Consider the following 13,819-nt stretch of genomic DNA (forward strand, 5'->3'; position numbering starts at 1 on the left):
TAGTGCACGTACGGTTTGATAAGGGACTAGCCTAGTGATAGGTTAGTCTACTTTCTTATTACATGCAAATCATTTGCATATTCGTTGACATAGGAATAAGAATCATTATAATACAATATGCAAATCATTTGCATAGGAGGCATTCTATGAAACAATATCGTACAAAATACAAAGACTGTATTATTGAATATATGAAGAATAATGAAGATCATCGCTTGTGTGCTAAAGATATCTATGAGGCATTAGTTGAGCAGGGATTAAATGTAAATCTTGTTACAGTTTATCGTAATCTAGATAAACTATCACAGCAGGGACTCATACAAAAACATACACTTTCAGAAGAAGATAGTGTTTATTACCAATATACAAGAGAAGAAAAATGTAATCACCATCTTCACTTATTATGCAAGAGATGTGGTAAGATTGCGCATTTAGAATGTGATTTCATGGATATCATTCGTACACATTTATTAGAGGACCATGGTTTTGAAATTGATTGTAAGGATTCTACAATTGTGGGCTTATGTAAAGAGTGCAGGGAGGCTATCCATGCTTAAAAAGATTAGTTTGTTTATTCTCTCTTTATTATTGATGACAGGTTGTACAACAGAAACTAAAAAGAAATCATTTAATATCGTTGTCACTAACTTTCCTTGTTATGATTTTGTTCGTGCAATTATTAAAAATGATCAAGATATATCTATAAAGATGCTTATTAAACCGGGTATGGATTCTCATTCTTATGAACCTTCACCACAAGATATGGTTGCGATTAAAGAGAGCGATTTATTTTTTTATGTAGGTGGAGAATCAGATGAATGGGTGGATAGCTTGCTAGCCGATATGGACTCTAAAAGAATAGTTAAAATGTTGGATCTTGTGTCTCATCTTCAGCATGAAGAACATGTGGAAGGGATGGAAGAAGAAAAACATGAAGAACATGATGAACATGAAGAAGAATATGATGAACATGTCTGGACAAGTCCTAAAAATGCAATAGAAATTGTTTATGGCTTAAATAAGAGAATGTGTGCACTCGATCAAAAACATGCATCAAAATTTAATGAGAATACAGAAAACTATATTAAACAGATTGCATCTGTTGATTCTAGTTTTAAACAAATAGTCAAGCAGGCAAAAAGAAAAGATATAGTTGTAGGAGATCGTTTCCCTCTGCTTTATTTTGCGAAAGAATATGGTCTTACATATAGTGCTGCATTTCCAGGATGTTCTGAACAGACTGAACCAAGTGCATCTACTATTTCCTATTTAATTGATAAGGTCAAGAAGGATCACAATCCTGTGATCTTTAAGATCGAATTATCCAATGGACAGATTGCTCGTACTATTTCTGAAGAAACAGGTGCAAAAGTATGTACTATTCAAAGTATGCATAATGTGAGTGCAGAGGATTTTGATAATGGTGAAACATATGTTTCAATCATGCGTAAAAACGCAAAGGCAGTAAAGGAGGCACTTCAATGAAGACACTTATAAAAGTAGATCATTTGCATCTAGGTTATGATAATCAAGAAGTAATCAATGATCTCTCTTTTGATATAAATCAAGGTGATTTTATTACTGTACTAGGACAAAATGGTGCAGGTAAAAGTACCCTGATCAAGGGATTATTAGGACTTATTAAGCCAATGGACGGGCAGATTACATATTATTTGAATGAAAGAGAAATAGGTTATATGCCTCAAGAAACAAAGGTGGATCGTCATTTTCCTGCTTCAGTATATGAAATAGTCTTATCAGGCGCATTAAATAGAGTAGGGTATCGTCCTTTCTTTAATTCAAAAGAAAAGAAACTTGCAGTAGAATGCTTAAAAACACTTCATATAGAAAACCTTAAAAACAATTCCTTTGGGGAACTATCTGGAGGGCAAAGACAGAAGGTCTTACTTGCAAGAGCACTATGTGCAACAAGAGAATGTTTAGTACTTGATGAACCTTCTAATAACTTAGACTATGATTCTAAAGAAGAATTCTATACTGTTTTAAAAGAACTTCATCAAAAAGGTTTAACAATTATCATGATTACTCATGATTTAGCGTCTCATGAAGTGATTGGTAATAAGATTCTTCATTTAGATAAAAATAACTATAGAATGGAGGAAGTTAAATAATGAATACATTACTCCATATGTTTAACTATACATTTATTATTCGTGCTTTTATTGTTGGTTTACTTATTTCATTATGTGCTGCGATGTTAGGTGTAAATCTTGTCTTAAGAAAGAATGCGATGATCAGTGACGGTTTATCCCATGTCTCTTTTGGAAGTTTTGCGATTGCGACAGTACTAGGAGTGGCACCACTTTATTTAGCTGTACCAGTGGCAGTAATTGCGGCTGTAATGATACTTAAACTTAACAACAATCATCATATTCATGGTGATGGTGCTATTGCGATTTTATCATCTAGTTCACTTGCGATTGGTATTATGGCTATATCACTTACAAAAGGTGTAAATACAGATATCAATAATTACTTATTTGGTAGTATCCTTTCACTTAATAATCAAGATATGATTATAAGTATTGTTTTATCTCTTATTGTACTTATTCTTTATATTTTCTCTTATCATAAGATGTTTGCATTGACGTTTGATGAAGATTTTGCGAAAAGCACTGGTATTAACGTAGAATTCTACAATATCATTATCGCAATACTTTGTTCACTTACAATAGTATTAGGTATGCGTATGATGGGGGCACTTCTTATTTCAAGCTTAACAATTTTCCCATGTCTTACATCCATGTATTTCTGCAAGGATTTCAAGCATGTAGTAATTTCTTCTGCCATTCTTTCTTCTATTTGTTTTATTGTAGGTTTATCTATTTCATACCTCTATGCAGCCCCAACTGGAGCGTCTATTGTAATTGTGAATTTAGTTGTATTATGCATTACACAGCTTATTCATTATGTCACTACAAAATCATAATTAAGTCTTTTCATCGCCTCACAATTCTTATATAATGAGTATTCGTGGGAGCGTAAGAATATGGATATAGATTTATCAAAACCGCTTCCTGATGAAGTTGTATTTATCCTTCAAGCAAAAGCCTATGAGTTTCAGAAGGATGGCGTAGAAAAGATTGTTGCAGCAGAAATTGAAGATTATCTCAGAAATGTAGTATGGAGAAATAAAATTGCTATTACTTTTTGTGATATGATTGATGATATTATGTCTTTACAGTTCTCTACAATTTTTGAATATCTACAAGCTAAAGTCATTAAGGAAGCAGAAACTAAAAACTTAGCAGACTTTCAGAGTCTGATCATGAAATAACTTATTATTTCTATTAAAAGTGGCCTAAAAGCCACTTTTTGATTAGAACACTTATTTTGACTTTTATCTCTATATTGATTAAGATGAATAGGTAGTAATTTTTTAAGAGGTTAATTATGAAATATAAAACGATAGAACTAAGTCATACTAATGAAATTATACAGACATATGGTGTTAATTCTTTGATGGCTAAAGTAATAGAAAGTAAAAAAATAGATCAAGAACAATTTAAATCCTTTATGGATCCTCATCTTGTATATCATGATTTTTCTTTATTTGAAGAAGCAGATGAAACATTAGAACGTATTGAAGAAGCAATCGCAAATAAAGAAAAAATCTGTATTTATGGAGATTATGACTGTGATGGTATTCTAGCAACCACTATTCTTGTACAAGCTTTTCATGAAAGAGGAGTAGAAGTTGGATATCATATTCCTAACCGCTTTACTGATGGTTATGGACTTAACACAACAAGAGTAGAACAGATGGCAGAGAAGGGCTACTCTCTCATTATTACTGTAGATAATGGAATCAAAGCATTTGATGCAGTAGAAAAAGCAGGGGAATTAGGTATTGATGTCATTATTACTGATCATCATGCCTTTGATGGTGAAGTTCCTGTCGCTTATTCAATCATTCATACTAAAATGTCTCCTAAATATCCATTTAAAGAGATATGTGGTGGTTTTATTGCCTATAAGCTTGCGGCGGCTCTTTTAAAGCATCATGACCCTTATTTATTCACTCTAGCATCTATTACAACTATATCTGATATGATGCCATTACTAGATGAAAATAGAAGCCTAGTAAGACGTGGTTTACAGTTTATGAAGCAATATAAATACTCTTCTTTAGAACTATTAAAAGGGAATAGGAATTATGATGTCACAACTATAGGTTTCACAATAGCTCCTCGTATTAATGCCTTTGGACGCTTACCAGAACTAGTGAATCCTGTTTATTTAGTTAAATATTTCTTAAAAGAAGCAGACCCTGCTTATTTAGAAAAGATTTCTAATTATGCGTCTAAAATCAACTCTAAAAGACAATCTATGACAACTTCTTTATATAAAGAAGCAGTGACTGATACATCTTCATCTTGTTTATTTTATGGCTCAGAGAATATGCATGAAGGATTAGTAGGTCTAGTGGCAGGTAAATATACAAGAGAATATGAACAACCAGCCTTTGTCATGCATTATAATCCTAAAGAAGAAATATATAAAGGAAGTGCAAGAGGAATTGATGGCTTTAATATTTATAATTTCTTTACTCATCATGAAGATCTTTTTGTGCAATATGGAGGTCATGCAAAAGCAGGAGGTTTTACTATTACTAAGTCTAACTATCCTTTAGTCTATGATGCCCTTATGAATGATATAAAAGGATGCCATTTTGAAGCCAGTGAATCAGTTATTCCTATTACACTCACTGATACAACAATTCCTAATGTTGAGTCACTTGATTTACTTGCTCCTTTTGGTGAAGAAAATAAAGCACCATTATTTATTCTAGAAGATGTATCATGTCATCAAGTAGACCGTTTATCTGAAGGTAAACATTTAAAGTTTCATTTAGGAGATAATCAGGTCTCTGCCCTTGCTTTTAATAAAGGACAATTATATGATGAACTTGTTCATAAAGATTCTATGACTCTAGTTGGTACTTTATCTATCAATGTCTTTAGAGGCAATAAATCTATTAACTTTATTGTTGAGGATATCTTATAATTTAGTTAATCTGTAAGGATTAATTTTCAAGATTTTATGTCAATCATGATTGTGTGATGATATAATAAAATAATGTATAGGAGGATTCGTTATGGATTTTAAACAACATATTGCATCTATTCCAGGATTTCCAAAGGAAGGAATTATTTTTAGAGATGTGACACCTTTATTAGAAGATAAGGATGCATTCAAAGCTTGTATTGATGATTTAGCAGCACATGCAAAGGATTTAGGAGTTGACGTAGTTGTAGGTCCTGAATCAAGAGGATTTATCTTTGGATGTCCTGTCGCTTTAGAATTAGGATGTGGCTTTGTACCAATCAGAAAGCCAGGTAAGTTACCTAGAGAAACTGTCAGCAAGAAGTATGATTTAGAATATGGATCAAATGAAATCTTCATGCATAAAGACAGTATTAAACCAGGTATGAAAGTATTAATCGTTGATGATTTACTTGCAACTGGTGGAACTGTAGAAGCTGCTGCTGCACTTATTGAAGAAATGGGTGGAGAAGTTGTAGGTATGGAATTCGTGATTGAATTAGAAGAATTAAAAGCTACTGAAAAACTAAGTAAATACAACATCTATTCACAGGTTAAATACTAATAGAAACTCCTTTGGGAGTTTTTTTATTTTGTTTGTATTATTCATAAATGAATAGTAAATATCAGAATAAATGAAGTGATATTTGTATTATTCCTTTCTTAGTCTCTTCATGTTAGTAGTGAATTATGTTATAATTGAGATGATACATGAGGGGGTGTTATTATGAAATATAAAGGCGCAGGGGACCCAATGAGTTACGACGACGTCCTTGCTCTTGTAAAAACATATATCACAAAAGAAGAAAGTTTGGCCCTGATTCAAAAGGCTTATGACTTTATTATGGTGAAGCATAAGGAACAGAAAAGAAGAAGTGGTGAACCTTATACAATTCATTTGATCTGGGTTGCTTATATTCTTGCAACACTTCAGACTGGACCAATTACTATTGCAGCAGGACTTCTTCATGATGTTATGGAAGATTGTGATGTGCCTCGAGAAGAAATGGTTGAGAGATTTGGTGAAGAAGTTACTACTCTAGTAGAGGGTGTTACTAAGATCACTAAGATGCCTTATATGGAAGAAAGTGATTTCCATGCTGAAAATCATCGTAAGATCTATATTGCGATGGCTAAGGATATTCGTGTTATCTTGATTAAATTAGCTGATAGACTTCATAATATGCGTACGCTTCAGTATATGAGACCGGATAAGCAACAGCGTATTTCTAGAGAAACATTAGAAGTCTATGCGCCAATTGCTCATCGTTTAGGTATTAATGATATTCGTGTAGAATTAGAAGATTTATGTTTATTATATCTTGATCCTAAAGCTTATAAAGAAATTGCGGCGCTTCTTGATAAGAAGAAGAGTGAAAGAAAAGATTCTGTTGATGCAATGATTAAGTCAGTTGAAAAGAACTTAGAAGGAACTGGCATTAGTTATCGTATTAAGGGCCGTGCTAAGCATATTTATTCTATTTATAAAAAGATGGTTTATAAACATAAGCGTTTTGATGAAATCTATGATTTAAATGCTTTACGTATTATTGTACAAACCAAGAATGAATGTTATGAAGTATTAGGTATTATGCATGAGAAATATCGTGCAATTCCTGGACGTTTTAAGGATTATATTGCGATGCCTAAACCTAATATGTATCAGTCATTACATACATCTGTGATTGGTGAAAAGGGCTATGTATTTGAAATCCAGATTCGTACTGAAGAGATGGATGAACTTGCTGAAAGAGGGGTTGCATCTCATTGGCGTTATAAAGAAGGTAAGAAGTATAATGCGAAACAGGAACAGAAGGAAATTGGAGAAAAGCTTCAGTGGATGAGTGAGTTCATTACTGTAAGTGATGAAATGAAGGATAATGAGGCTAAAGATTTTTATAATACTTTACAGCGTGATATCTTTGAAGCTAATGTTTATGCTTTAACACCTGCAGGTCGTATTGTAGAATTACCAAATGGGTCTACACCTATTGACTTTGCATATCGTGTTCATACAGAAGTTGGACATCATGCGGTTGGAGCAATTGTGAATGGTGTTATGGTTCCTTTTGATACCAAATTAAAAACAGCTGATATTGTAGAAATCAAAACCAACAAGAATTCTGGTCCAAGTGAAGGCTGGTTGAAGTTCGTAAGAACAGCTGGAGCTCGTAATAAGATTCGTCAATATATCACAAAACATGAAGAAGAAAATAAAAAACAGATTATTGAAGAAGGAAGAAGACTTCTTAGAGATGAAATCAGAGCAAGACAGCTTGATGAAAAGACTTATATGAGTCCTGATACTTATAGAACTTATCTTGGCTCATTTGGCGCTAATACATTTGACGATGTACTCTTCGCATTAGGTAAGAAGCATGCGACTGCTTCTACACTTTTAGATAAGGTTGCTCCACAAAAAAGAGGATTCTTTGACAACTTGTCTCAAATTCTTCGCCACAACAACAATATTCAGGAATTAAATAAGAAACATGAGAAGAGTATTGGTGTGGCAGTCACTGGTGTAGATGGATTAAAGATGCAATTATCTAAATGCTGTAATCCTATTCCTGGTGATAAGATTGTTGGTTTCGTATCTAAAGGACAGGGTATCAAGATTCATCGTGCGGATTGTCCAAATGTCAAGAGTGTTGCTAAAGGACGTTTGATTGATGTTTATTGGGATTATCCTAATATTGAACAGAAGCGCTTTAATGTGGATCTAGAAGTCGTTGGATTAGATCGCCCTAATTTATTAAGTGATATTGTGACATGCTTAAGTCAGGTAAAAGTTAATATTCTTAAGATTAATGCGAATATCATGGATTTAGATGCTCATATTCGTTTAACGTTATCTGTAGAAAATGCAGAAATCTTACAGAATACAATTGATAACATGAATAAAGTACAAGGTGTTGCAGAAATTCGCCGTGTAATTCATTAGTGACTTGAATTAAATATACTTTTGATTTATAATCACCTTATATTCAGTGAAGAAGATTAAATAATGGACATTGATAGAGAGGTCATGGCTGGTGGAAATGACTAATGAGAAGTTATGGGACACTTTGGAGAATGCTTTAAAAAAGCACGTTGGTTACGTTATAACTAAGTAAAGTGCATGATTTATTCATGAACTAAGGTGGTACCGCGTATTAACGTCCTTAGATTAAGGACGTTTTTTTATTTTTATAAAGGAGGAACTATGAAATACAATAGACCAAGAGGGACAGTAGACATCACCCCTGAAAATTCAGAAAAATGGATTGAAATGGAACAGCTATTAAGAACTGTTGCCGCAAATTACAACGTTAAAGAAATGCGTACGCCAATCTTTGAACACACAGAATTATTTAGCCGTGCAGTTGGTGATACAACAGATGTAGTGACTAAGGAAATGTATACATTTAAAGATAAGGGAGATCGTTCTCTTACTTTAAGACCAGAAGGAACTTCAGGAATTGCAAGAGCTTATGTAGAAAATAAGATGTATGCTTTACCTGAAAAATTACAGAAGGTTTACTATATGGGACCAATGTTCAGATATGAACGTCCACAAAATGGTAGACAGAGACAATTCCACCAGTTCGGTGTAGAAATGTTAGGTGTTGAATCACCATATGTAGATGTTGAATGTATGTTGATGGCAGTGACTATTGTTGAAGCATTAGGTATTAAGAATATCAAATTACATATCAACTCATTAGGTGATGATGAATCAAGAACTGCATATAGAGAAGCTTTAAAGAATCATTTCAGACCAGTGCTTAATGATTTATGTGAAGACTGTCAGGCACGTTTTGAAAAGAACCCATTAAGAATTCTAGACTGTAAAGTCGATGCGAAGAATCCAGTGATGGCTTCTGCTCCTCGTACAATTGATTATTTAAGCGAAAAAGCGAAAGCACATTTCGATAAAGTCTGCAGTTTATTAGATGATTTAGAAATCGAATATGTTGTAGATACGAATTTAGTAAGAGGATTAGACTACTATTCTCATACAGTATTTGAAATCATCAGTGATGATCCAAAGTTAGGAGCTGGTTCTACTGTTGGTGGCGGAGGACGCTACAATGGTCTTGTTGAAGAACTTGGAGGTCCTGCAACTCCTGGTGTAGGCTTTGCATTTGGTATGGAAAGATTGATGCTTGCATTAGATGACGAAGAAGATGAAGAAAATGGTATTGATGTTTATGTTATGCCATTAGGTGATGAAGCAAGAGATTTAGCAATGCAGATCATTACAATGCTTAGAGCAAATGGCTTTACTTGTGATATGGATTATGCAGGTAGAGGCTTAAAAGGACAATTCAAGTCTAGTGACCGTTTTGGTGCACATCTTTCTATTATTATTGGTGAAGATGAAGTAAAGGGTGAATATGTTAATATTCGCTGCAATCATTCTAAAGAACAGAGTAAAGTTAAATTAGAAGATATCTTAAGTTATATTGAAAATCATTATGAAGGAGATCATGAACATGAATAGAACTCACAACAATGGAGAACTAAGAATCACTGATGTCAATAAAAAAGTAGAACTTATTGGCTGGGTAGCTAAAAAGAGAAACTTAGGTGCTTTAGTCTTTGTAGACTTAAGAGACCGTCATGGTATTACACAGGTAATCTTTGATGAATCATTCAATGAACAGTTAAAGGACGTTAAGAACGAATATATTCTTGATATTAAAGGTACTGTCGTAGAAAGAAGTTCTAAGAACCCAGATATGCCAACTGGTGATATTGAAATCCAGGCTGAAGAAGTAAAGATTGTCAATAAGGCAGCGACTACTCCTATGATTATTGCAGATGAAACTGATGCATTAGAAGAAACAAGAATGAAATATCGTTATCTTGATTTAAGACGTCCAGCTCTTCAGAAGAACATCATGAGACGTGCTAAGATTGTCAGAGCCATTCATGAATACTTAGATAGTGAAGAATTTGTAGAAATCGAAACACCATATTTAAATAAATCTACACCAGAAGGTGCAAGAGACTTCCTAGTACCTTCACGTGTACATAATGGTTCATTCTATGCATTACCACAGTCTCCACAGTTATTTAAACAGTTATTAATGGTAGCTGGTTTTGAACGTTATTATCAGATTGCTAGATGTTTCCGTGATGAAGACTTACGTGCTGACCGTCAGCCAGAATTCACTCAGGTGGACGTAGAAATGAGTTTCATGAATACTGATCAGGTGATTGGTATTGGTGAAGGCTTAATCAAGAAGGTTATGAAGGATGTTATGAACATTGATGTTCAGTTACCATTCCCAAGAATGACATGGCATGATGCAATGGAAACTTATGGTATCGATAAGCCTGATACACGTTTTGATTTGAAACTCGTTAATTTAAATGAAACAGTGAAGGATGTTGACTTTACGGTATTCAAGAGTGCGCTTGTTGCAGGAGGACATGTAAAAGGTATTAATGTCAAGGGTGAAGCAGATAACTATTCACGTAAGAAGATTGATGCTTTAACTGAACTTGCTAAGAAATATAAGGCTAAAGGTCTTGCTTGGTTAAAAGTGACTGATAAGGGTGTATCTGGACCTATCGCAAAATTCTTTACTGAAGAACAGATGAGCGCCTTATTAGAAAAGATGAATGCTGAGGCAGGAGACTTATTACTATTTGTGAGTGATACTCATTATATGGTTGTATGTGATGCTCTTGCAGCAATCAGAAATCATTTAGGTAAAGAATTAAAATTATATGATCCACGTCAGTTCAACTTCTTATGGGTTGTTGACTTCCCAATGTTTGAATATTCTGAAGAAGATGGAAGATACTATGCAATGCACCATCCATTCACTCGTCCAAAGGATTCTGATCTAGATAAGATTGATACAGATCCAGCAAACTGCTTAGCAGATGCTTATGATATCGTCTTAAACGGTTTCGAACTTGGTGGCGGATCTCAGAGAATCTATGAAGAAGAATTACAGGATCGTGCTTTCAAGGCTTTAGGATTCACACAGGAAAGAATTGATGCACAGTTTGGCTGGTTTGTGGATGCATTTAGATATGGTGCACCACCACATGCTGGATTCGCATTAGGATTAGACCGTTTCGCAATGTTATTATGTGGATGTGATTCTTTAAGAGACGTTATTGCCTTCCCTAAGAATACAAGTGCAACTTGTCCAATGTCAAAAGCGCCTACGCCAGTAGACAATGATCAGTTAAAGGACTTAGGAATTGAGGTTACTGAATATGAATCAGAAGAGAATAAATAAAGTATTAGAAAAAATGGAAGAAAGAGGCATTGACTATCTATTAGTTACTGATCCTGTTTCTATCGATTATTTATTAGATTATGTCAATCATCCAGGTGAAAGAATGTATGTTATGGTTCTTTCTTCAAAAGGAAATCATCAGTTATTCTTCAATAACTTATTCTATGTGGGAGAAGACTTAGGTATGCCTATTACTTGGTTTGATGATACAGATAATGCTCCAGCATTACTTGCAGATTATTTAAAGGATGCAAAAGTGATTGGTGTAGATAAGAATATGCCAGCACGTTTCTTAATTCCTGTACAGGATCGCGTCAACGCTAAATATGTTTTAGGTTCACTATGCGTGGATGAAGTAAGAATGCAGAAGGATGATGAAGAAAAAGCACTTATGTTTAAAGCAAGTGAAATGAATGATACAGCAATGGCTGAAGTAAAAAGACTACTTGCAACAGATAAGACTGAAATTGAAATGGATGAAGCATTACTTGCTTATTACAAGTCATTAGGTGCATCAGGACATTCATTTAGTCCAATTATGGGTTATGGTGCCAATGGGGCTAACCCTCATCATTCATGCGATGATAGTCGTTTAAAGCCAGGAGATTCTATTATCGTTGATATGGGATGTATCTATAAAGGATATTGTTCTGATATGACAAGAACATTCTTCTATAAAGAAGTATCCCAAAAGCAGAAAGAAGTATACAATCTTGTATTAAAGGCAAATGAAGCAGCTGAAGCTGCTATCAAGCCAGGTATGAAATTATCTGAAATTGATGCAGTCGCAAGAGATATCATTACTGAAGCCGGTTATGGTAAAGAATTCAATCACCGTTTAGGTCATTTCATTGGTAAGGATGTCCATGAATTTGGTGATGTATCTTCTGTAAGTGATATTATCGCAAAGCCTGGTATGATCTTCTCAATTGAACCTGGTGTTTATTTACAAGGTGATTTTGGAGTTCGTATTGAAGACTTAGTTATGGTCACTGAAGATGGCTGTAAGGTATTAAATAGTTATCCAAAGGAATTAACTATAATTGAATAATTCATGTAGAAAGGATAGTTAGGATGTAGATTCTAGCTGTCCTTTTTTTGCTTATTGAAAGATTTATTGAAAAAGTGAAATGAGTTGAATACATCGATATATTATATATATAATTTATTATAGAAAAGTTGTGTATGATTATGTATTGAATATATGGAGGTGTTTTACAATGAAGAATAATCGTAGACAAGCACAATTCTTACTAAGAAGTATAACTGATGATGTCCCACAACTTCTATTAGAAGAGAATAATTTGGTTTTTAGAAATGAATTGAAAGAAGACATTTTGATTCCTTGCAGTAGTATTATAAGCATTAAGATTTTACCTATTAATAGAATCTATAATCCCTCTGTTGGACTTTTAAAAGATGGAATGAAAGGGTTCATGGCACATCGTAATGCGGGAGTATTTAGTACTTATTTTAATTATTATGTAGATTTGAATGTTGTGACTACTACAAATACTTACTTATTTGAAAGCCTTGATCTTGAGAATGCATCTCAATTTATCTTGAAATTAAATGAAACCATCAAGGTTATTGATGCTGTGAATCTTATTGATTTATTCAAAACAAAATCGATTAATGAATTGAAGGAATACATGGATCAGCATTATAAAGATTGGGCCAAAAAATATAATTTGGAGAATCCACGTACGACATTAGATGAAAACATGGTAAGATTAGCACGTAACAAGCATTAGTATTTTTTGGAAAGGAAAATTATGAAAAAATGTAAGTATTGCAACAAAAAAAATATAGAAGATGATTTTTGTAGTGACGATTGTAAAAACAAGGGAGAAAGATATTTTAATTATTGGAAAAAATATAAATACTTCTTTGGATTAATTATAACAATAAGTATATTTGTAATTATCATGCAGGTTGCTTTATACCCTGAATGTATCATTGTATCTAAAATTTTGACTTTAGTATTAGGATTAACATTTTTTATATTTCCTTTTGGAAACACTATAGATTCAATTGGAATAAAAAATACTGTATACATTGTTCGTACGATTTCAACAATATTAATAATAGTAGGTATTGTTTCTATTGTATTCGATTTTAAATGGCCTTTATTATAAGACACTATTATTACACTTCAGGCTATTATTAGTTTAGGAATATTTTATCTTTAAAACTTGTATTTTATCAATTGTTTTAATTGTATACTCTATAAAAAAATCTAAAAAACATGATATGGATTATTTTGGGGATATGCTTATTTTTGCTACCCCAAATAATCTTTAGAATTCCTGTTATTTCATCCATACAATCTAAAAATCCTTTACTTAATAATTTTTGGGTGGATTTAATTGTTTTTAAGGGCATATCTTCTGGAGTAATTGAAGAAATTTTTAAATTATAGGTATATTGCTAATTTGTAAATTGAATAAAATCCCGAATTGCAAGCAGAAACTGGAAATAAGAAGATAAATTAGTTTTTGTAGAAA

Annotated in this window: 13 protein-coding genes and 1 other annotated feature; all 13 genes read left to right on the forward strand. The window is 33.2% G+C overall.

The window, feature by feature from the left end; translation table 11 throughout:
- Positions 1-146 precede the first annotated feature (146 nt).
- The 13 genes from DW269_RS10535 (at position 147) to DW269_RS10595 (ending at position 13,450) form a co-directional block, all read left to right on the forward strand.
- Positions 147-557 (forward strand): Fur family transcriptional regulator, encoded by a 411-nt coding sequence (locus DW269_RS10535; RefSeq protein ID WP_226793393.1) that lies wholly within the window; start codon positions 147-149, stop codon positions 555-557.
- On the forward strand, positions 550-1,485 hold the full coding sequence (locus DW269_RS10540; protein WP_117459764.1) for a metal ABC transporter substrate-binding protein: 936 nt from the start codon (positions 550-552) through the stop codon (positions 1,483-1,485). Before DW269_RS10535 ends, DW269_RS10540 begins: the two co-directional genes overlap by 8 nt.
- Complete coding sequence (locus DW269_RS10545; protein ID WP_117459766.1) at positions 1,482-2,132, forward strand: metal ABC transporter ATP-binding protein; 651 nt, start codon at positions 1,482-1,484, stop codon at positions 2,130-2,132. The genes DW269_RS10540 and DW269_RS10545 overlap by 4 nt, the downstream gene beginning before the upstream one ends.
- A complete protein-coding gene (locus DW269_RS10550; protein ID WP_199410079.1) occupies positions 2,132-2,950 on the forward strand; it encodes a metal ABC transporter permease in 819 nt (272 codons plus the stop codon). The genes DW269_RS10545 and DW269_RS10550 overlap by 1 nt, the downstream gene beginning before the upstream one ends.
- Before the next feature lie 60 nt (positions 2,951-3,010).
- Positions 3,011-3,298, forward strand: a complete 288-nt coding sequence (locus DW269_RS10555) for a post-transcriptional regulator (protein ID WP_117459770.1) — start codon at positions 3,011-3,013, stop codon at positions 3,296-3,298.
- 116 nt (positions 3,299-3,414) lie between these two features.
- Positions 3,415-5,028, forward strand: a complete 1,614-nt coding sequence (gene recJ / locus DW269_RS10560; protein WP_117459772.1) for a single-stranded-DNA-specific exonuclease RecJ — start codon at positions 3,415-3,417, stop codon at positions 5,026-5,028.
- A gap of 91 nt (positions 5,029-5,119) precedes the next feature.
- Positions 5,120-5,632, forward strand: a complete 513-nt coding sequence (locus DW269_RS10565) for an adenine phosphoribosyltransferase (RefSeq protein ID WP_117459774.1) — start codon at positions 5,120-5,122, stop codon at positions 5,630-5,632.
- Positions 5,633-5,794: 162 nt separating this feature from the next.
- A complete protein-coding gene (locus tag DW269_RS10570) occupies positions 5,795-8,011 on the forward strand; it encodes a bifunctional (p)ppGpp synthetase/guanosine-3',5'-bis(diphosphate) 3'-pyrophosphohydrolase (protein ID WP_199410081.1) in 2,217 nt (738 codons plus the stop codon).
- Between the two features lie 37 nt (positions 8,012-8,048).
- Positions 8,049-8,236 (forward strand) — a binding site (T-box leader).
- A 36-nt stretch (positions 8,237-8,272) separates the two neighbouring features.
- Positions 8,273-9,553 carry a histidine--tRNA ligase gene (hisS, locus tag DW269_RS10575; protein WP_117459778.1) on the forward strand — a complete coding sequence of 427 codons (1,281 nt, stop codon included), beginning with the start codon at positions 8,273-8,275 and terminating at the stop codon, positions 9,551-9,553.
- A complete protein-coding gene (gene aspS, locus DW269_RS10580; RefSeq protein ID WP_117459780.1) occupies positions 9,546-11,312 on the forward strand; it encodes an aspartate--tRNA ligase in 1,767 nt (588 codons plus the stop codon). The genes hisS and aspS overlap by 8 nt, the downstream gene beginning before the upstream one ends.
- The gene (locus tag DW269_RS10585) at positions 11,290-12,363 is read left to right on the forward strand and encodes a Xaa-Pro peptidase family protein (protein WP_117459781.1); all 1,074 of its coding nucleotides are present in this window, start codon (positions 11,290-11,292) and stop codon (positions 12,361-12,363) included. The genes aspS and DW269_RS10585 overlap by 23 nt, the downstream gene beginning before the upstream one ends.
- Positions 12,364-12,532: 169 nt before the next feature.
- Positions 12,533-13,066, forward strand: coding sequence for a hypothetical protein (locus tag DW269_RS10590; protein ID WP_117459783.1), 534 nt, complete (start codon positions 12,533-12,535; stop codon positions 13,064-13,066).
- Positions 13,067-13,087: 21 nt separating this feature from the next.
- Positions 13,088-13,450, forward strand: coding sequence for a hypothetical protein (locus DW269_RS10595; RefSeq protein ID WP_117459785.1), 363 nt, complete (start codon positions 13,088-13,090; stop codon positions 13,448-13,450).
- The last annotated feature ends 369 nt before the right edge of the window (positions 13,451-13,819 follow it).

The sequence above is a fragment of the Catenibacterium sp. AM22-6LB genome, assembly GCF_003435615.1.
Lineage (GTDB): Bacteria > Bacillota_I > Bacilli_A > Erysipelotrichales > Coprobacillaceae > Catenibacterium > Catenibacterium mitsuoka_A.

What these genes read in the sequence shown, in the direction of transcription:
- DW269_RS10585 (WP_117459781.1), top strand. Translation starts at nt 11,290, where the DNA reads ATGAATCAGAAGAGAATAAATAAAGTATTAGAAAAAATGGAAGAAAGA.
- hisS (WP_117459778.1), top strand. Translation starts at nt 8,273, where the DNA reads ATGAAATACAATAGACCAAGAGGGACAGTAGACATCACCCCTGAAAAT.
- DW269_RS10555 (WP_117459770.1), top strand. Translation starts at nt 3,011, where the DNA reads ATGGATATAGATTTATCAAAACCGCTTCCTGATGAAGTTGTATTTATC.
- aspS (WP_117459780.1), top strand. Translation starts at nt 9,546, where the DNA reads ATGAATAGAACTCACAACAATGGAGAACTAAGAATCACTGATGTCAAT.
- DW269_RS10540 (WP_117459764.1), top strand. Translation starts at nt 550, where the DNA reads ATGCTTAAAAAGATTAGTTTGTTTATTCTCTCTTTATTATTGATGACA.
- DW269_RS10545 (WP_117459766.1), top strand. Translation starts at nt 1,482, where the DNA reads ATGAAGACACTTATAAAAGTAGATCATTTGCATCTAGGTTATGATAAT.
- DW269_RS10590 (WP_117459783.1), top strand. Translation starts at nt 12,533, where the DNA reads ATGAAGAATAATCGTAGACAAGCACAATTCTTACTAAGAAGTATAACT.
- DW269_RS10535 (WP_226793393.1), top strand. Translation starts at nt 147, where the DNA reads ATGAAACAATATCGTACAAAATACAAAGACTGTATTATTGAATATATG.
- DW269_RS10570 (WP_199410081.1), top strand. Translation starts at nt 5,795, where the DNA reads ATGAAATATAAAGGCGCAGGGGACCCAATGAGTTACGACGACGTCCTT.
- DW269_RS10565 (WP_117459774.1), top strand. Translation starts at nt 5,120, where the DNA reads ATGGATTTTAAACAACATATTGCATCTATTCCAGGATTTCCAAAGGAA.
- DW269_RS10550 (WP_199410079.1), top strand. Translation starts at nt 2,132, where the DNA reads ATGAATACATTACTCCATATGTTTAACTATACATTTATTATTCGTGCT.
- DW269_RS10595 (WP_117459785.1), top strand. Translation starts at nt 13,088, where the DNA reads ATGAAAAAATGTAAGTATTGCAACAAAAAAAATATAGAAGATGATTTT.
- recJ (WP_117459772.1), top strand. Translation starts at nt 3,415, where the DNA reads ATGAAATATAAAACGATAGAACTAAGTCATACTAATGAAATTATACAG.